Genomic DNA, 19196 nt, shown 5'->3' on the forward strand with positions numbered 1-19196 from the left:
CATTCCCGGTGTCAACGCGGGAGAATGCAGGAGAAAAGCATGGTGAAGATAACGGCGGCTGTGGCCGTAAAACCGAAAGCTCCGCTGGAGTTTCGTGAACTTGAGCTGGCGGATCCCGAAGGCAATGAAATTCTTGTGCGAACGGTCGCGACGGGCATCTGCCATACGGACCTGTTGCTCCGTGATGGGATTTTTGGGCCTCCCGCCCCGGTCATACCGGGACATGAAGGTGTTGGCATCGTCGAAGCCATCGGGGCGGACGTCCAGGGTTTAAGGGTGGGCGACCACGTTGCGCTCAGCCAGAGTTCATGTGGCTTCTGCGGCGATTGCCGGCGCTCTCACCCGATGAACTGCCAGAACTACACCCAGTACAATCTGACGGGGCTTCGTCCGAACGGCAAAAAGGCCTTGCTTTGTGATGAAGTCGGCATCGGCAGCAACTTTGTCGGCCAGTCATCCTTCGCGACCCACATCCTGGCGACTGAGAACAACGCCGCGCAGCTTCCCAAGGATTTCGACCTGACGAATGCGGCCCCGCTCGGTTGCGGCATGGCAACGGGGGCAGGTACCGTCATCAACGCCATGAAGCCGGAGATCGGACAAACCATTGCCGTGTTCGGCGCCGGAGCAGTGGGCATGGCTGCGGTGATGGCCGCCAAGGTCCGGCGGTGCAGCAAGATCATCATCATCGACCTGAACGAGCAGCGTTTGGCGATGGCCAAGACGTTGGGCGCGACCCATGCTATCAACGGCAGGGACCCAGACGTCGTGGAGCAGATCCACGCCTTGACGGGCGGCGGTGCCGATTTTGCGATCGATGCGGTGGGTATCATTCCCGTCATCCTGAATACGATCAAATGCACGCGGGCAGGGGGCCATGTCGTCCTCCTCGGGCTCGACGCGCTCGGCAAGGATATTCCAATCCCGCTGGACCTCATGGTCTTCAACCGGAAAATTCAGGGTGCCATTCTCGGAGACCAGATCCCCCAGCTCTTCATTCCCCAACTGGTCGAGCTGAACCAGGCCGGCCTATTCCCGTTCCAGAAGCTGATCACAAAGTATCCGTTCGAGAAAATCAACGAGGCCATCGCCGATGCCGAAGCTGGCCGCGTGATCAAGCCCGTCATCGTCTTCAATTAGGAGCTTCCCACATGCCATCGAGCAAGTCCGACGAACAGCATCTCATTGTTGAGTTTAAAACATCGACGCGTAACCGGGACCGTGTCAACACACTGCTCCAGGAGTTTGTCGGCCCTGCCCGCGAGGAAGAGGGCTGCCTCTACTACAATCTCTACCAGCGCTCCGACGAGCCGAATACGTTCTTCATTCTCGATGGTTGGGCAAACGAGGAGGCAGCCGCGCGTCACGGAGAATCTCCGAACGTCAAGCGTGTTCTCGAACCGTTGCTTCCGTTGCTGGTAAGCCCCCCTTCCATCATTGTGAGCAGTCGCATCAGCGACTGAGCTTGCGATTGTGCAACACCGAAAGACGCGCTTGATCCGAGGCGGGTTTTTTCCAAAGGCTCGCGGGAGGACGAAATGGAGCATCGAGTTGTCATCGTGGGAGGTGGTTTCGCCGGCCTCCAATTGGCCAAGGATCTCAAATGTCCAAACCTCTCGATCACGATCATCGACAGACGCAATCATCACCTGTTCCAGCCGCTGCTCTATCAGGTCGCCACGACCGTCCTGGCGACCTCCGAGATTGCCTGGCCCATTCGCGCAGTATTTCGTGGAAGGAAAGATGTCACGACGCTTCTTGGCGAGGTCGTGGGCGTCGATGTCGAGAAGCGGCTCGTCTCGCTCAAGGGCGGCCATGCCATTCCCTACGATACCCTTGTTCTCGCAACGGGGGCCCGTCACGCGTATTTCGGCCGGGATGAATGGGAGCCCTTCGCGCCCGGACTGAAGGCGTTGGAAGACGCCACCACGATCCGCCGTCGCCTTCTCCTGGCGTTCGAAAAAGCGGAGCTGGAAACCGATCCCCAAGCGCGGGCGGGCCTGCTGACCTTCTCGATAATCGGCGCCGGGCCGACAGGCGTCGAAATGGCCGGGATCATCGCCGAACTGGCTCGAAGGACGCTTGTCGAGGAATTCAGAAACATCGATACGACTTCGGCGCGCATTCTTCTTGTAGAGGCAGGGCCGCGTATTCTGCCTGTTTTTCATGAGGCGTTATCGCATTACGCCGAGCGATCCCTTGCGTCGATGGGCGTCGAGGTTCGCACGGGAAGGCCCGTGACCGACTGCACCGAGGAAGGCATATCGATTGGGGACGAGTTTGTCCCGAGCCGCACGGTCATATGGGCGGCGGGCGTGCAGGCATCCAAGGCCGCCGTGTGGGTGGGGGCGGAGACGGATCGAGCGGGGCGTGCTATCGTGCAGCCCGACCTTACGGTCTTCGAACACCCGGACATCTTCGTTGTCGGCGATACTGCTAGCGTTAAGACCGGCGAGGGAATGCTGGTTCCTGGTATCGCGCCCGCAGCAAAGCAGCAGGGAAAATACGTCGCCCAAGTGATCAAGGCCCGCCTCAAGCAGCGCTCAGCGCCGCCTCCTTTCAAGTACAGGCATCTTGGTAATCTTGCGACCATTGGACCAAGCTCCGCGGTGATCGATTTCGGCAGGCTGCGGCTCAAGGGCTCCATCGCCTGGTGGATCTGGGGCCTTGCTCACATCTACTTCTTGATCGGAACAAGGAGCCGCATGGCGGTTGCGCTGAGCTGGCTTTGGGCATTTGCCTCCGGCCACCACTCTGCGCGCCTTATTACCCAGAAGGAGACGCTGAAGGAGGAGGTCTAGCAGCATGGGCAAAGCGCTGAACCACATATTGAAGAAGGGTGGGCAATTATCTCGTTCATGGCACATATCAGTATCAAAACGAAAATGCTGCTTTTGGTCGTTCCCATTTGTGTGATCGGGATCGCCGGACTGACGTTTGATTCACTCAAGCACCGGGGCGCCTCCCAAAGCTACGTGAATTTCATCGCAGAGGATGGGGCCGATGCGATTCACATAGCGCGCGCCAACCAGCATTTTACGGCAGTGAGCTATAATGCCTACCAGACCTGTCCTACGACATCAAAGACCTCAACATCAAAAAATTTGCACTCTACTACGAAAACAACAAGACCAAGCTGCTCTTGGAACTACGTTTGGTCAAGCGACTGCTGCCGGAGCACAAGACTTCGATGGAGAGCTTCGTTGAGGCTGCAAACGATATTCTTCAGCTTTGAACCCGGCTTGTACAGCCGGCGGTCCAAGGCGACGGCTGCCCATCACTACCGCCCTGAAGCGCAACCCAGAGCCGATCGGCCGGTGGTCAGTTGAGTTCAAGCAGGGAATTTTGGCCTTCGTCTATGAGCATCAACTAAATTCCTAACGCCTCGATCGAGTACGAGATGGTAGTTCTAGAATGACAATATCGAACCTTTGTCCTCTCCAGATGGCATCCTTGCGATGGCTGGCACGAGGGAAGACGATTCCTATGATTGCCCAAATAGAGGGCAGGAGAGTGGACGATATCGAGCGCTGCTTGAACGATGCCTTGCTACTGCTCGAAGTGGAGACTCTCGACGATGCTTTTCGAAAAATCGAAATAGCTCGCTGTGACAGAACTTAAAGGGATTTTAGCATGCAATTGACACTATTTGGAATTGCCCGGGGGCGTTGAGTTCCATAATAGATATTATCTGATTTTTGTTACGAGATTGATTTAAAAGAATAAATCCGCATAGAGAACTGAACGTCCTGGCGAGTCCCTCTCGGTGGAACATCATATTCCGTGACGCATGGACGGGGCAATTGACTGGCGAGGCCAGCCCTCGCCGTGGTTTCGACGGGGCATCGTGAACTCAACGGTAAAGGGTCGAGCCCGTGACGCGGGGCTATTTTGTCAGCCATGCGCAAACGATTTGCGCCCATAGGTTCATCGCTGCTGCCCCCAGTTCGCGACATGGCTCGCGGTGAGGTGATGGGGGGATTGTGGAACATGTTAGCAATCGGGTCATGGATGGAGACGAAGCGCCGCAAGAGTCGTTGTGACCTGAAAGGCTACTTGATCCGCTGTTGCCGTCGGATTGGCTGGTGCGAATTCTCCGCTCGATTGTTCAAGCCCTTGTGATGCCGATGCGCGACAGCCGGCGTGATGTCTCGTTCGGTGTTGTAGGATTGAAGCTTGTCGTTGGCGAACGACCAAATTCTCTGCCCGGCGGATCGTAGGGTGCGACACAATGATCCCAAGAGCGGCCAGCATATCCTCGACCATCCGGAGACTGAAAAGGGAAACGGAACTAAAGCGACATCGCGTGGGCCGATAATTCAGCAGGAAAGCAGTGGCGACGATAAAGTGGCTCACGGTTTGTTATGCCCGATCATCGCGCAGCTAACCATGGTCAGTTAGCGTCACGAGGCTCCCCGTGGGCACCTTCAAACGCGCTTTCCTTCGCGTGTATCGGAGGCCACCAACGCAGGAGTTCGCTCTCCGTCTGAGGGCACGGGGAAAGTCTGCTTGTCAGATACGAAACATTGGCCATCGCCGCCTCCCTGGCTGCGTGATCTGCACAAAGGCCGCTTTTATCGATCTCGCGGCAATATTCGATCAGGGCTTCGATGGTCACCATGAGGAGGCCATGCCGCTCAGCGAATTCGCTGAGCTCGGGAAGACGCGCCATAGTGCCGTCGTCGTTGGCGATTTCGCAGATGACACCCGCTGGCTCGAGCCCGGCCAGCCGCGCGAAATCCACCGCGGCTTCCGTGTGGCCGGGGCGGCCGAGGACACCGGACGGGTTTGCCCGCAGGGGGAATATGTGGCCCGGCCGGGACAGGTCCTCCGGCACCGTTGATGCGTCAGCGAGCGCCCTGATGGTCTTGGCGCGGTCTTCTGCGGAAATGCCGGTCGATACGCCTTGTATCAGGTCCACTGAGACAGTGAACGCTGTCTGCATGGAATCCGAGTTACGCTCCACCATGAGCGGGATATCCAGTTCGTCCAGCCGGTCCCCGGTCATCGGAACGCAGATCAGGCCGCGCGCATAACGCATCATGAAGGCAACATGATCGTTCGTCACCTTGTCCGCGGCAACCAGGATGTCGCCTTCGTTTTCCCGGTCTTCGTCGTCCACGACGATGATCATCTCTCCGGCGGCGATTGCTTTAACTGCGCTCTCGATGGGAGCAAACTTCATGGTCTTCTCCTTGAACTAAACATGGCCCAGAGTGCGAGCGAGTTGGCGGTCGACCCGCTCCCGGAGTTCCGCAGACGGTGCCGAATCTGGAAAGTCGCCGTCCATCGCATAGATGAAGTCACCGCGAACCTCGGCTTTGAAGAAGCCCATCAATGAGCGCAGGTGAGCCTCGACGTGCTGACCATGGGCTTCGGCTTTACCCGTTGCGAATATCAACACGGGTTTCCCCTGCAGGGCTGTCATTTCGAAGAGGTCGAAAAGATGCTTGAGAAGGCCGGTCATCGAGGACTTGAAGACCGGCGTGCCCACGATGAGGACATCTGAAGACTGGATTGCGTCAAGAACGTTCGCGAGTCCAACAGGAGCCTCCGAACGCCACAGGGTGGTTCCCAACACCGGGAGAACATCGACCAGGTCAAACAGATACCGTGTGTGACCGGGCGAGACGCTCGAGAGTGCGTATTCCCCGAGCGCCCGCGTCTTCGAGGGGCGCGAGACATTGCCAGTTATCGCGACAATCTTCAATTTGCCGGCCTTTCGATCAGATCTGGTTGCGGATATGCGGGGTACGAGCGTAGACGGCCACCATCGGCACGATCAGCAGACCCACGATCGCCTGTTGCGCGGCAAAACTCAGGCCCAGCCCAACCAGCAGGGACGTCATTACCGTCAATACGAGTACGCCGAGAACGGTTGCCCCGTATCCGCCTGCGCCTCCAAGCAACGAGGTGCCGCCGATCACAACGGCCGCAACGGTGGTGAAGAGATATGGATCTCCGACGCCAACGAATCCGCCGCCGGAAAACCCGAGCAGCAATACGCCCGTCAGTGCCGACATCGCTCCACTGATACCGTGAATGCTGGTCCAGACCTTGGTTTCGGAAATGCCAAGCCGTGCCGCTGCAGTCCTGCTGCCCCCCACCGCGTAGATGGAGCGGCCAAACCAGGTGTTGTACAGAGCCCAGATGGTCGCAAGCGTTATGAGCAGCCAAACCAGCACCACCGGCGGCAGGGAAAGCCCGAAGGTCTTCCCGTTGAACGCGGCGAAATTCCGGAGCCAGTTCGGTACGGGCGCGAAAACCGTGCCGCCGTAGTCGGAACCGATGGAGGTGTACAGCTGTACCGCACCGACAAATGCGAAGCCGACCCCCAGGGACATGATGAGAGCCTGGCCCTGCAGCCTGAAGCTCAAAAAGCCGTTCGCGACCCCGATTGCTGCTCCCAGGATAACGACCACTATTGCGGCCAGCCAGGCAGGCATGCCGGTGACCAACAGGCTTGGGAAGAGAATGTTCGCTCCCCCGATGACATAGGGAATGGAGAGATCAAGCGCGCCGACCATGGCACATAGCGTCTGTCCCAACGATGCAAGCCCCAGGAAAGCGGCAAGCAGCAATATCGAACGCGCGTTACGGGGGGAGATGAACCCCGGAACAAGGATCGTACCCAGCACGAGAAGTGCGGCAAGCAGACCAAAGCCAATCACGATGCTGCGCTGCAGTTTTACCGATCGTCCTGTTTGGCTCATCGTCTGTTCCGTTGCGAGTAAAGTCATTACAAGTCCTCCCTAGAAAGCCGGGCGCCGGGCCGTCATGAATACGTTGACGAGGAGCGATGCCACGAGGATCAGGCCGAAAGCCATTTGCGTCACGAACCCTGTCACGCTTCCGAAACTGAAGGCGGAAAGCAGGTACGAGATGAGGAACATGTTCAGCGCACCAAGCGTCGACCCCAAAGCCCCCCCTCTCCCGCCAGCCAGGTTTGCGCCACCGAGCACCAGGGCGGTAACTGCCTGGAGCGTGTAGCTGCTTCCCTGGGTAGGATCGCCCGAAGAGATCAATGCCGTATAGCTGAGCGCGGCAAGGCCAACGAAGACGCCGCCGAGGAGATGGGCGCAGATGCGTACGGTGTCGACTTTCACTCCGCTCGTGTAGGCCATCCGTTCGTCGGCGCCTGTCATGCGGAGGTGGGAGTAAAAGGTGGTCCGGCGCATAACGGCCCAAAGAGCGAACGCCGCCAGGACGATAATCAGCACCGGAGATAAGATCGTGGTTCCTGCTCCCCACGTCATCATCCAGTCCGGCGCGACGCCGCCGGGCCTTGACATGACCATGAGGTTCACGCCTGAAAGGACGAGGAAGCTGGAAAGCGTGACGATGATGGGGGCGACCCGGACATAGATGATGATGAGCGCCTGCAGCAACTGGTACAGCGCGCCGACTGCTACCACCCAGCAAACCACCGCGAGTGGCGACGTGTAACCACTTGCCGAGAGCCAGCCGATCAGGGTGACGTTCACGAAACCCATCAAGGGGCCAACGGAAAGATCAACCGAACCGCGTCCTGCCATCACGATCGGTGTCAGGGCGAGCGTTGTGAGGATCAAAGGTGCTGCGACGATGATTGCTCCGCCTATTCCGGTTGCGGTGAACAGCCGCGGCGACAGCAAGGCTGCAGCGACGAGCAACACTCCGAAAAGAACGAACGGTACGGTCAGCGACCTGTCGAGCGCAGGAAATCCAAAACGTTGCGACATCAGTGTGCCTTTCTCTCTTTGGAGAATTCCATGGTGTCGGCAACCGAGCGGCCGAACATTGCAGCGAGAATGGTTTCTTCGTTGATGTCGGGGCCGTCGAGGGAGCGATGGATGCTCCCTTTGTGAAAGACATCGACGCGATCGGCGAAACCAAGAAACTCCTCGATCTCGCTCGAAAGGTAGATTACCGAGCCGCCACCTTCGGCAAACAGCCGAAGCTCGCGATACAGGTCGCGTTTGGTGTTGAGGTCCACGCCCCGAGCAGGGTCGTTAAGAACGATCACTCTGGGATCATTGGCGAAGGCGCGGCCGATCAGGACCTTCTGCTGGTTACCACCGGAAAGGGACGTAATCCGGTTGTCCGGGTGGCCGATCTTGACGCGGAGCCGCTCGACCTCCCGGGCAAACGTCTGCTTCAGCTTTTTCCGCCTGATGACACCGAACGGCCCCAGGTTCTTCTGATAGATACCGATGGCGAGGTTCTCGAAAATGCTCTGCTGCGGGAAAATTCCTTCCCGCTTCCGGTCTCCGGATACGTACACAATGCCCTTGTTCGCGGCGTCGTCGAGCGTGCTGACTTTGACGAGACCGGTGCTTTCCCTGTTCAGGATCCGGACCTCCCCTCCGAAGGGCGAGATAATCCTTGCGACCAGTCGCACGAAGGCGTCCTGGCCCTGGCCGTCCAGTCCCGCGACGCCCACGATAGAACCCTGCGGAAGGACGAAGTCGAACGGTTGCGATGCCTCCTGGGCGCGCGCGCCATGGACGGAAAGAGCTTCCTTGCGATCACCCGGCAGGCCCGGTGCAGACGTTGAAGCAGCGGCGGAAATCTGGCGGTCTTGAGGGGTCATCATGCGCAGGAGATTGGCCTCGGTGATCTCGGATTTCTCAAGGACACCGACAGTGAAACCGTCTCTCAGTATTGTCGCCCGATCGGCGATCCGGACGAGCTCGGCGATGCGGTGCGTAACGATGATTACCGCGCACCCCTCGGACCGGAGTCGATCGATCTCTTCGTGGAGGCGGACGGTCGCGTCGAGATCGAGTGCCGCCGAGGACTCGTCTAGGATCAAGATCTTGGGGTTCCTCAGAACGGCCCGGGCGATAACGATCCATTGCTTGATGCTGAGCGGAAGATCACCGACGTTCTGCCGGAGATCGACAGGCTTTCCCACCAGGCGGTCGAGGAGGCTTTGCGCAGCGCTTTCACATTCCCTGGAGGCTTTCCGAAGCGAGAACAGGTCCTCGCTTCCTACGAAAAGGTTGTCGAGGACACTCGCTTCATCGGCGACAAGGACTTCCTGGAAGATCGTAGCGAGACCAACCCCTTTGGCATCGACTGGCGAGGTGATGGACTTGCCAAGGATCAGGACAGATCCTGCATCGGCAGCGATAACGCCGGACATGATCTTCGCCATGGTGCTCTTGCCGCTGCCATTCTCGCCAACGATCGCGTGCACCTCCCCTGCCTTGGCGGCAAAATCGCATTTCTTCAATGCCTTCGTTTCGCCAAACGATTTGGCAACGGCCGTCATGCTTACGGCGACGTCTTTCGTCATGCCCATCCTCCCTTTAGGCAGCAGCAGATCGCGCCAGGACATCCGATGCCCGGGCCTCTTGCCGATTGTGACTGCCGTCTTTGAACGCTCCGAGAACTCGCTCAGTGAACTACAGAATGACAGATTGTCTGATAATCTGTCAATAGTGCCGCCATGCCCATATCGGGATGTCGGGTTGATTTCGATGAAACCGGTTGGTCGCTCGACGCCCTCAAAGTTCCAAAAGCATGTTGTCACGCAACTGACGTCGGTCGGAGGTTCTCGAGCGGAGTTCCGCCCGATCTGAAGCGATGTGGCAGCCATCGCGATCAGGACAGGACCAAAGCACTATTGAGGGTGTCCGGTAATCCGAAGAGGCAACCGTTTTGATTGGGGCATACGGAACATCCCAACCTCCGCGCGTCGAACGCGGCAAGTGCCATTCGATCATCCAGCCTTCCCCGCTGGGGAAGCGGGCAGATCGAACTCATCGTCGATCGGCCCTTGGCGCGCGCAACCGTGGAGATCACGGGAACTCTTCGAAGTTTTCCTTCGCGGGGTCGTGAGCAAGCCACGGCCTGGCGTGGGACAGCCAGACGTTGGACATAGGAACCGAACCAGGATCAGTGTCAAAAGTGCCTGCCCGCAGCACCTTCATCTCAGGGTTGGCAGGCCGTTCGGCATAAACGTGCGAACCACACCGTGAGCAGAACCACCTCAGTTTTCCAGGGGTCGACTCAAAGCTGTGAAGGACGTCCTCGCCGGAAATCAGCTTGAAGTTCTCACTCTTCACCTTGGCGGCAGTGTTATGATCGGCCGCATGGGACTTTCTGCACGTCTGGCAGAAGCAGTTCCACATCGGGCCGTCCAGTTCCGACACTTCATACTGTACCGCTTTACATTGGCAAGATCCGAGGATCGGCATCTTCAAAATCCTTTCATCGCTTTATCGAGTTGTGGCTGTCGCGCGCTTGCAGAAAGCCACCGCTTCAAGTTCCGTGCGGCCTGCCGGATCCTGTCTTCATTCTCCACGAAAGCCAGCCGTACGTATTCGTCACCCATCTCACCGAAACCGATACCCGGCGAAATCGCGACCTGTGCCTTCTCGAGCACGAGTTTCGAAAACTCCAGCGAGCCAAGGTGTCGGAAATGCGGGGGTATCTTCGCCCATGCGAACATCGTCGCCGCAGGAGCTGGAACGTCGAAGCCGGCATCGGCAAAGGTCTTCACCAGTGTATCTCTGCGCGTCCTGTAGATGTCTCTTGCCCGCGCGGCGTCCTCCCCGTCCGAGTTTAGGGCATGAGCGGCGGCGACCTGTATCGGCGTAAATGCTCCGTAGTCCAGGTACGATTTCACGCGCGTCAACGCTCGGATGAGCCGTTCGTTACCCACCGCAAACCCAACGCGCCAACCGGGCATCGAGAATGTCTTCGACATCGAGGAGAATTCGACGGCCACGTCGATCGCGCCGGGGACTTCGAGAACAGACGGCGGCGGGGGACCGTCGAAGTAGATTTCAGCGTAGGCGATATCCGACAGAACGATGAGATCGTGCTTCTTCGCGAAGGCGATGACGTCCTTATAGAAATCGAGCGTCGCGACGCGAGCGGTGGGGTTTGACGGGTAGCTTATGATGAGCGCCAGAGGCTTCGGTACCGAATGCCGCACCGCCATTTCGAGAGCTTGGAAGAAGGTCTCATCCGGCTCGACCGGTACCGACCTTATCACGCCCCCTGCCATGAGAAATCCGAACGTATGAATCGGATAGGAAGGGTTCGGACAGAGAATGACATCCCCGGGGGCGGTTATGGCCTGTGCCATGTTCGCAAACCCCTCCTTGGACCCGAGCGTCGCAACAACCTGGGTATCCGGATCAAGCTTCACATTAAACCGGCGGGCGTAATACGCAGCCTTGGCGCGGCGAAGCCCGATAATGCCCTTGGAAGCCGAATAGCGGTGCGTGCGCGGATGCTGCACCGCTTCGCATAGCTTGTCCACAACCCAGCTTGGCGTGGGAAGATCGGGATTGCCCATTCCAAGATCGATGATGTCGACTCCGGCCGCGCGCGCGCTGGACTTGAGACGGTTCACCTGCTCGAAGACGTAAGGGGGCAAACGCTGTATCTTGTGGAATTCCAACTTCTGGTTCCTTATCGTGGGTCCTCCGCGCCGACGGATGAAGCCGGCGCGGAGGTCGCGGGACAACTTGGGAGGTCGTCGATTACTTCTTCGGCCGCCAGGCCAGCGGATCTTCCGGGCGCTCGAAGTACTGTGCTGCTACGTCCGCGGGCCACCATGCATCGCCCTTGGGCTCGATCCACGCCGTGGAGTTCGGATCGCAATCTTCCGGAATTGCTTCCTTCACATCGTCGATCGTGTAGGGAAGAGCCGGTCGCAGGATCGACTGGATCTTCGGCCCCTGGCCTTGGAGCGTCCTCATCATCACGTCCCACACCAGGCGGGCGTCAGCCCGCGGCGGCCAGAAATGGAAGCTCTGGCTGATGAAGTCGGGATTATTGCGCCAGTAGCACGCCGCCGACGCCTCGCCGCCGAGGACGATTGGCATCATGTCGCGCCCGGACTGCTGGACCGCGTTGACGACACCGTTTTCCGAGGCCGACTGGACGAGGATACCAGCGATTTCGGTAGGGTTGGTCGCGAGGAATTTCTGGACTTCGACCTGGGCGACCTGATCGGTCCACTTGCCGGCGACATCGCCCACGACGGTGATGTCCTTATACTCGTCGAACGCCTTCTTGGCACCGACATTGAAGCTGTCGGATGATGCGAAGCCCGGGATGCCCGAAACCGTCAGTACGTTGCCCTTGCCGCCGATTTCCTCGGCCAGCCATTTCGCGGCCGTATAACCGCCCTGGGTGTTGTTTTCGGTCGCATTGATCGCGTAGGGCGATGTCACGTAACCCGAGAACGAGAACACCGGAACGCCCTTGGAGTGCGCGTATTCGATGGTCTGGTTGATGGCCGTTACGTTCGAGCAGCAGATGATGATAGCATCGACGCCGTCGTCGACCATCTGGCGCATCTGCTGGATTTGCGTCGCGTCCTTCAGGTCGGACTGCGTGACGACAAGCTCAGATACCAGTCCAGCCTCCTTGTATTTCGGAAGCAGAACCTCGTTCAATTCAGTGAGGATCTGGGCACGCCACGTGTTGCCTGCATAAGTGGATGCGTAGCCGATTTTCCATGGCGGCGGCCGCTTCGCCACAAAATCCTTGAGCCGCGTACCACCGAGGGGAATTGCCGGGTCCACGAGCTCGTAAAGCTGCTTCTGGTCCGGTGGTAGCGAGTCTAAGCCGTCCGCGAATGCGGCGGTGGTCATCAGGCCTAGCCCGGTGAACACGCTCAATGCGGTGTAAACCTTCTTTAGCATGTGTAGGGTCTCCTCCCCTCTGTACATCCGCTACAGCAGTTGACGCCGTTGGCGTCGAGCCACGGAATTGGTTAAAAGTGTTTCGATTTCGGATTGGTGGCGGGCGACTTGCGCCGCCCGCGGAACGGTCAGTTCCTGAGGCCAGCCTGTTTCAGCAGAGGCATGACGCGGTCGTTGAAGAACGGCAGCTCTTCGTTGTAGTCGACCATTGTGAGAAGCGCGCCGTCGACGCCCGTGTTGCTCAATGCGACGAGCTTGTCGGCGACCTGTTCCGGCGTTCCGACGATCGGGTAGCCGCCCCAGCCAGCGATGAAGCGCTCCTTGAACTTCTGGTACATCTCTGCCGAGTGGTTCTGTGACTGAACCTGAAGAACCTCGCAGATGTTTTCGCAGGCTTCCCAATCGCCCTTCTGGTTCACGTAGTAGTCGTAGTAATCCCGGGCTTCCTTTTCGGTCTCGCGAACGACGACCGGGCACGCGGTGAAGGTTCCGAGTTCGCGCTTGTATTCCTCGCGAGCCAGCTCCTTCACCTTCTTCACCCACGCTGCGCCCGATTCCATGTCCTGCATGAAGCCGAAGTTGAAGTCGCAGAACTTGGCCGTGAAGTGCAGGCCCTTGCCCGACGAACCGGCGCAGATGAGGACCGGGCGACCCGTCTCTTTGTTATAGGGCTTCGGCTCGCTGAACGCGTCTTTCACCTTGAGGAACTGGCCGTCAAAGGTGACGCCGTTCTTCGTCCACAGAGATTCGACGATTTCCATCCATTCCGTGGCATATTCGTAGCGGGTGTCGTGTTCCATCATCGGAACGCCGAACATCTCCATTTCCGGGGTAAACCAACCCGTCACCAGGTTCAGGCCGTATCGGCCCTTCGAAATGTTGTCGATCGTCGTCGCCATCTTCGTCGCGACGATCGGGTTCAGGGTCGGGATATGTGTCGTCGAGAAAAACTGCAGCTTCGTGGTCACGGCAGCCAGGGCCGCGGCCCACGTGAACGTGTCCATGTTCACGCCGTTGAAGTTCGTCGGCCCGCCGAAACCGCGCCACCGGGCGATCGGCACCATGCATTCCCAGCCGGCCGCTTCGAGCTTTTTGGCAATTTCGACATTGTGTTCGAAGGTCGGTTCGAACGTTGATTCCGCGGTGGTGATGGCGCAAGCGCTGGAACAATTCGTTCCGAATACGCCAAGCTTCAGCTTGTTGCCGTTAAACATCGGGTTTCCGGCGGCGCGGAAATCATCGCTGGTCGTCATATTGAAGTGTCCTCCACAGAGTTAGTCTGTTCCCGGCCCGAAAGCCGGGCACCGATTAGATACCCATGTCCTCGAAGACTTCCTGCGCGACGCGGAAGCTGTCGATCGCCGCGGGCACGCCGCAATAGATCGCGACCTGAAGGAAAACTTCGCGAAGCTCGTCCTTGCTGAGGCCGTTATTGATCGCGCCGCGAACGTGCAGCTTCAACTCGTGGGGGCGGTTAAGGGCGGAAATCATGCCAAGATTGAGAAGGCTGCGCGAACGGCGGTCGAGGCCGGGCCTGTTCCAGATCTCGTTCCAGCAATACTCGGTGACAAGCTCCTGCATCGGCCAGTTGAACTCGGTCGCCTTGTTTACCGAAGCGTCCACATATGCACCGCCGAGAACCTCCCGACGGGTCTGCAGACCCTTTTCGAACCGTTCACTGACGGGACGCCCATTCACTTGCGATTTCATATCGGTGGCAATAGTCACGGATCAAACTCCTCATTATCGGCCGAAAGGCATTTGGTGGATGTCATAAGCCGAATGCTCGGCCAAACGTTTCAGGCGGCAGCATCGATCAGCGCTGCCGATCTAACCAATTTCCCGTCCTCGTAGAGGAGCGGGGCAATATTCTCGATAAACCGGGCCTCGATGACTTCCCCGAGAACGACGTCATGGGTGCCAACGGAGACTGCGGAGTTGAGGCTGCAAACGAATGCGGCCTGGGCGTCGCCGAGGACGGGAACTCCGCCAGCCCCGATCCACTCACCGTGAGCGAACCTCTCCTCTCCCTTCAGTTTTCCACTGAACAGCGGAACCAAAGGCGCATGGCTAAGATGCAGCATGTTCACTGCGAATTTCCCCGCCAGCTTGAGCGGGCCGCTGATCGAAGCCGATTGGTTGATGCAAACCAGGAGGGTCGGAGGGTCAGCCGTCACTGACTGGACGGCGGTTGCAGCCATGCCGTAACGGGCACCTTCCCATTCCGTCGTGATCAGGCAAATTGTTGATGTGAACCGGCGTAAAGCAGTCTTGAACGCCGCTTGCGCTGCTATTTCAGCACCAGCCATCGTTACCTCCCCCAAGTCATTCCTGACCTAAGATAAGCAGATTGGCAGACAATCTGTCAACACGTTTTGTTAGTCATTGACAGATTGTCTGCGAAAATGTTTTCTTGGGCAGTGAAAGAGGAGACGATTATGGATCTGGAATCGAAAGTCTGTGTGGTGACCGGGGCTGGCAGCGGGATCGGGCGCGCAACAGCTGAACTGTTTGCGCGCCAGGGCGCTAAGGTTGGCGTCGTCGACGTCAACATCGATGCAGCACGAGACGTCGCCCGAGAAATTGGGACGGATGCGATCGCGTTAAAAGCCGATGTGTCTTCCTCCGCCGAAGTCGAGGCGTTGGTCAGGTCAGTTAAGGAAAAATGGGGGCGTATTGACGTTCTCGTCAACAACGCGGGGTTCGGAATGACGGGAAACGTCACCACCATCGCCGAATCCGACTGGGACCGGATCATGGCGGTGAACGTGAAGGGGATCTTCCTCTGCTCGAAATACGTGGTTCCGATTATGGCGGAACAGGGCAACGGATCGATTATTAACACGACCTCATACACCGCCGTGTCAGCCATCGCCAACCGCACGGCCTACGTGGCGTCGAAAGGCGCGATCTCGGCACTCACGAGAGCCATGGCACTGGACCACGCAAAAGACGGGATCCGCGTCAACGCTGTCGCCCCCGGGACGATCGACTCGCCCTATTTCACCAAGATTTTTGCGGAAGCGGCGGACCCACAAGCCTTGCGGGAAGACTTCAACGCCCGTGCAGCCTTGCACCGGATGGGCAACCCGGAAGAGATCGCCGAGGCGATGCTCTTTCTCGCTTCGGACCGCTCGCGGTTTGCGACCGGAAGCATTCTCACAGTCGACGGAGGATCGTCGATCGGTAACCACTTGGTGCGCTGAAGCACATAGGTGCTAGCAGGTGCCTCCTTCTTGACCACGGGAGGCATTTTTACTGTGGTACTACGTGTCGGAAACACAGAGACCCGCAGTGGGAAAAGATAGAGATCACGCGCAAAGCTGCGTGATCAAGACCCTGCGATGAGACGTCGCTACGGCGCTTTATAGTCGCATCGCCGCGCCTGATCCTTCCCCCAGATATCGCGGGAATTTTCCCAATCCACACCGGAACTTCTCGGGAGCGCGTGAGGGATGCCGCCTGCGATGCCGGCCGTGTCATCGCCGGGACGCCAATTGCAAAGCCTCGGTATGCGCCCGCCCGCTTTCGCATGCGATCGCCCGGCGGCTGCACCGGGCGACGAGAGTCAATCCAACCGCTCAGCGAGCGGCGTGCCGTACGAAATCGAGCCCTTTGACAAGATAGCTCCGGAAGAAGTTCGGGTGTTCGCACATTGGAAAGTGACCTAGTCCGCCCATAACGAGGTGGAGGCATCCTGGAATAAGTTCGGCGAGCTTGGCACCGTCGGCCGGCGTGGCTGAGTAGTCATAGTCGCCCGAGAGCAGCGCCACCGGGGTGCGTGATGGGTCAATACGGGGAGCTGTCACTGCTCCGTCGAACTCGTCGCTGTAGAAGGAAAGATCGCCTGGGTAAACTCCGGGTGCTCCCTGCGAATAGATCCAGCTTGACCTCCTGCGCTCCCCTGCGGGGCTCAGTGGGCTCATGATCCCTCTGACATATGCCGAGTTATGAAGTGAGCCGTGTACGTTTACGTTGTGCTGGTATGGGTTCCGTCGTCCCTTGGAGCGGAAAGGTGGCTCGATCGCTACGATCCCGAGGATATGCTCCGGCCGTTCCGCCGCGAGAACCAGCGACATTGCCGCGCCCATGGACCCACCCGCGACAATCGCCTTTTCGCGAACCACCTGTTCGAGAATGGCCGTGCACCATTTCAGGTAGAGCGATGCCGTGAGCTTGTAGGGTGCTCCGTCCCACGTCAGCGGCGGCATGGACCGACCGTGGAATGGTAGGTCAACCGCGATCAGCCTGTAGCTTTTCGCAAGCTCGGTGTCCGCCAGCTGAGGCATGAATTGGCGGCTATCTGCTCCGGCGGTGTGAAGAAACAGGACCGGCACCCCCTCACCTGCTTCTTCGTAATATATTTCATGGGGGACGTCATCGATATTGACGACGGCATACTGCCCCCGAATTTGACGCAGGTCGCGTTGCGCACGCTCCGCTGTCATCTCGGGGGACGTGACGACGAGCTCGAACACCCGTTCGAGAGCCGGGCGTGCTTTCGCGAGGTCGAGCGGTGAGCCGGCGATCTCGAAGAGAGGATTTGCAAGCTGCAACGCCGTGAAGGAGTGAAAGGTCGCCGGCGGCGGCGTCATCAGAACCTGATCCCAGGCGTCCGTGGTGGCCCTCACTGTCACCTGGGGGGCACTGCTTTCCCCCGAGATCTCCGCGCCGCCTTCAGCGAAATCGAGGGCGATCACCTGATCGCCGACGTAGAAGGCGATCTTTATCGTCAGGTCCGGAGTGAGCCGGGGCAATTCCTGATCCCCAAGAGCCTCCGACATGCGGGACCGCAATTCATTAAAAATGCCCAAAGCAACCTCCCTGTTCGAGCGAGCGCCAGGCCGCACGCGTCGGCAGCGCCATGACTTCGAATAAGCAGATTATCAGACAATCTGTCAATACCGGCTAATGCCGCTTCTTCAATCGCCGTGGTTTTCAGAGGTTTTACGCAGGTAGTCCAACGCGACCTTAGCCGCCATATCGATGTGGTACTTGCAGGCTGCGGCGGCTTTCGGTCCGTTTCGGTCGGTAATGGCCGCAGCGATCTCCTTTATCTCTTCCACACTGTGGTTCAAGCGCCCCGGCTGCGTCATCGACGTCATGCGCAGCAGCGTCACCCGATTGTGGAGCGATGTCAGCATTTGCTTGACGAAGACGTTTCCGCTCCCTTGCATCAGGCAGTCGTAAAACGCGGTTTTCGCCTTGATGAGCCTGCTACCGGCGCCGTTTGCCGCGGCTTCCGCAAACTCAGCAACCGCCTCATTGAGTGTGTGGATATCCTGGGCGGTTCCGTTTTCAGCGAATTCCTTTCCAGCATAGCTCTCGAGCAAAGCCCTGACGCTGTAAAGCTGAGCGGCTTCTTCGTAAGTGATAGTGCTGACGACGGGGCCGCGGTGCGGATAGCTGGTAATGAGGCCCTCGGCCTCGAGTTGTCGAAGCGCCTCGCGGATTGATGTTCGTCCGACACCGATCGACTCGCAGAGTTCTCGCTCAACGAGGCGCTGACCCGGCTTGAAACGGCCGCTGGATATCGCCTGCCGCAGTTTATCCTCTACCTGAGTGCGCAAAGTGGCACTCTGCCGTGCAATCTGTAAATCCATATCACCCATAGGATCCAAAAGTCCGTTTTACCAAGGCCGGAACCGGCCGCGCAAGTCATGGTACTATATGGTGGGTTATCCCGATGAGACAACCCGATTGTCTGACGAAAACGAAGAACACCCACGCCTGGCCTCTTACCGGACATTCCATGCGTCCCCATTACCGTAGAACCTTTGCAAATGCGAGATCCGGTGACAGCGATGGGAAACTCGTCAGGACTGCGGGATCGTGGCCTGGAACGAGTACTCCGGACGGTCCTGAAAGCTCACGGAGAGTTCGGTATCCCTCCAGTACGTCGGCGTAATCGGCGAAAAGCGGAAAGACGTCGTCATGCGCTAGATAGCGTTGAAAATGGAGTGCGTCCGATGCGATAACGACGACGTCATTGCCATCGTCCAGCCTCACGACCTGAAGGCCCCTAGAATGACCGCCGACGAGATGGATAGTGAGCCCCTCCATAATCTCGCCGTTCCCGTCGTGGAAGCACACCCTGCCGGAAAACGTCAGGCGGACCGCATCGACTACGGCGTCCACCGCAAAGGGACGCCGAAGACGATCATGGCACATGCATCGTCCTGTACCGTAGGCCATCTCCCGATCCTGCAAGTGGAACAGGGCTTCGGGGAAGTCCGCAAGGTTTCCCGCGTGATCATAGTGAAGATGCGTGATGACGACGTCGGTAATGGACGATGCGGAAATCCCGAGCTGGCGAAGCGCCTCGACCGGATGGATCAACATGGTCCTCCCGCGCCTTTCAGCCTCCTGCGGGCTAAACCCGGTGTCAACCAGGATCAGACGTTCACCATGGCGGATCAACCAAACGAAATACTCGATCCTGCCCGGGGCGTCGTGGGGATCTCCTGCTTCCAGGCCGAGTTCGCCAACGGGCCGAACCGCAGTGCCGTAATGTATCGCCAGGACTTTCCAGTCGGTCAAATTCTC

At 58.5% G+C, this 19196-nt stretch carries 17 protein-coding genes and 2 pseudogenes; 4 read left to right on the top strand and 15 right to left on the bottom strand.

The window, feature by feature from the left end; translation table 11 throughout:
• Positions 1-39: 39 nt before the first annotated feature.
• The 3 genes from PH552_RS21810 to PH552_RS21820 all read left to right on the top strand — a co-directional run bounded on the left by PH552_RS21810 (position 40) and on the right by PH552_RS21820 (position 2801).
• Positions 40-1140 carry an NAD(P)-dependent alcohol dehydrogenase gene (locus PH552_RS21810; protein WP_015341899.1) on the top strand — a complete coding sequence of 367 codons (1101 nt, stop codon included), beginning with the start codon at positions 40-42 and terminating at the stop codon, positions 1138-1140.
• 11 nt (positions 1141-1151) lie between these two features.
• Positions 1152-1463 (top strand): putative quinol monooxygenase, encoded by a 312-nt coding sequence (locus PH552_RS21815; RefSeq protein ID WP_015341900.1) that lies wholly within the window; start codon positions 1152-1154, stop codon positions 1461-1463.
• A gap of 75 nt (positions 1464-1538) precedes the next feature.
• Complete coding sequence (locus PH552_RS21820) at positions 1539-2801, top strand: NAD(P)/FAD-dependent oxidoreductase (RefSeq protein WP_179613265.1); 1263 nt, start codon at positions 1539-1541, stop codon at positions 2799-2801.
• 1085 nt (positions 2802-3886) lie between these two features.
• On the opposite strand, the pseudogene PH552_RS21825 reads toward PH552_RS21820, so the two are convergent.
• The 12 genes and pseudogenes from PH552_RS21825 to PH552_RS21880 all read right to left on the bottom strand — a co-directional run bounded on the left by PH552_RS21825 (position 3887) and on the right by PH552_RS21880 (position 14959).
• Positions 3887-4366 (bottom strand): annotated as a pseudogene (locus PH552_RS21825) (hypothetical protein).
• Positions 4367-4585: 219 nt separating this feature from the next.
• Positions 4586-5185: pseudogene (ribB, locus tag PH552_RS21830) on the bottom strand (3,4-dihydroxy-2-butanone-4-phosphate synthase); the annotation flags it as partial.
• A gap of 15 nt (positions 5186-5200) precedes the next feature.
• Complete coding sequence (locus PH552_RS21835) at positions 5201-5710, bottom strand: NADPH-dependent FMN reductase (RefSeq protein WP_015341905.1); 510 nt, start codon at positions 5708-5710, stop codon at positions 5201-5203.
• A gap of 16 nt (positions 5711-5726) precedes the next feature.
• Complete coding sequence (locus tag PH552_RS21840) at positions 5727-6740, bottom strand: ABC transporter permease (RefSeq protein ID WP_015341906.1); 1014 nt, start codon at positions 6738-6740, stop codon at positions 5727-5729.
• Positions 6741-6752: 12 nt separating this feature from the next.
• Positions 6753-7721 (bottom strand): ABC transporter permease, encoded by a 969-nt coding sequence (locus PH552_RS21845; protein WP_015341907.1) that lies wholly within the window; start codon positions 7719-7721, stop codon positions 6753-6755.
• Positions 7721-9280, bottom strand: a complete 1560-nt coding sequence (locus tag PH552_RS21850) for a sugar ABC transporter ATP-binding protein (RefSeq protein WP_179613264.1) — start codon at positions 9278-9280, stop codon at positions 7721-7723. Before PH552_RS21850 ends, PH552_RS21845 begins: the two co-directional genes overlap by 1 nt.
• Before the next feature lie 505 nt (positions 9281-9785).
• On the bottom strand, positions 9786-10184 hold the full coding sequence (locus PH552_RS21855) for a GFA family protein (protein ID WP_028753485.1): 399 nt from the start codon (positions 10182-10184) through the stop codon (positions 9786-9788).
• A gap of 2 nt (positions 10185-10186) precedes the next feature.
• Positions 10187-11437 (bottom strand): LL-diaminopimelate aminotransferase, encoded by a 1251-nt coding sequence (locus tag PH552_RS21860; protein ID WP_244441500.1) that lies wholly within the window; start codon positions 11435-11437, stop codon positions 10187-10189.
• 43 nt (positions 11438-11480) lie between these two features.
• Positions 11481-12650 carry an ABC transporter substrate-binding protein gene (locus PH552_RS21865; protein WP_285166285.1) on the bottom strand — a complete coding sequence of 390 codons (1170 nt, stop codon included), beginning with the start codon at positions 12648-12650 and terminating at the stop codon, positions 11481-11483.
• A 128-nt stretch (positions 12651-12778) separates the two neighbouring features.
• Complete coding sequence (locus PH552_RS21870; protein WP_013984726.1) at positions 12779-13903, bottom strand: LLM class flavin-dependent oxidoreductase; 1125 nt, start codon at positions 13901-13903, stop codon at positions 12779-12781.
• 55 nt (positions 13904-13958) lie between these two features.
• Positions 13959-14360: a carboxymuconolactone decarboxylase family protein gene (locus PH552_RS21875; RefSeq protein WP_018328914.1), complete on the bottom strand. Its 402-nt coding sequence runs from the start codon at positions 14358-14360 to the stop codon at positions 13959-13961.
• Between the two features lie 89 nt (positions 14361-14449).
• On the bottom strand, positions 14450-14959 hold the full coding sequence (locus PH552_RS21880; RefSeq protein ID WP_013984728.1) for a flavin reductase family protein: 510 nt from the start codon (positions 14957-14959) through the stop codon (positions 14450-14452).
• Between the two features lie 129 nt (positions 14960-15088).
• On the opposite strand from PH552_RS21880, the gene PH552_RS21885 reads away from it, so the two are divergent.
• Positions 15089-15856, top strand: coding sequence for an SDR family oxidoreductase (locus PH552_RS21885; protein ID WP_004130089.1), 768 nt, complete (start codon positions 15089-15091; stop codon positions 15854-15856).
• 375 nt (positions 15857-16231) lie between these two features.
• On the opposite strand, the gene PH552_RS21890 is transcribed toward PH552_RS21885, so the two are convergent.
• The 3 genes from PH552_RS21890 to PH552_RS21900 all read right to left on the bottom strand — a co-directional run bounded on the left by PH552_RS21890 (position 16232) and on the right by PH552_RS21900 (position 19190).
• Positions 16232-17464 (bottom strand): alpha/beta fold hydrolase, encoded by a 1233-nt coding sequence (locus PH552_RS21890; protein ID WP_015341911.1) that lies wholly within the window; start codon positions 17462-17464, stop codon positions 16232-16234.
• A gap of 108 nt (positions 17465-17572) precedes the next feature.
• Positions 17573-18262: a GntR family transcriptional regulator gene (locus PH552_RS21895; RefSeq protein WP_004130085.1), complete on the bottom strand. Its 690-nt coding sequence runs from the start codon at positions 18260-18262 to the stop codon at positions 17573-17575.
• Between the two features lie 151 nt (positions 18263-18413).
• Positions 18414-19190, bottom strand: coding sequence for an N-acyl homoserine lactonase family protein (locus PH552_RS21900; RefSeq protein ID WP_179613262.1), 777 nt, complete (start codon positions 19188-19190; stop codon positions 18414-18416).
• Positions 19191-19196: the final 6 nt, after the last annotated feature.

Source organism: Rhizobium aureum (assembly GCF_030182495.1).
Lineage (GTDB): Bacteria > Pseudomonadota > Alphaproteobacteria > Rhizobiales > Rhizobiaceae > Rhizobium > Rhizobium tropici_C.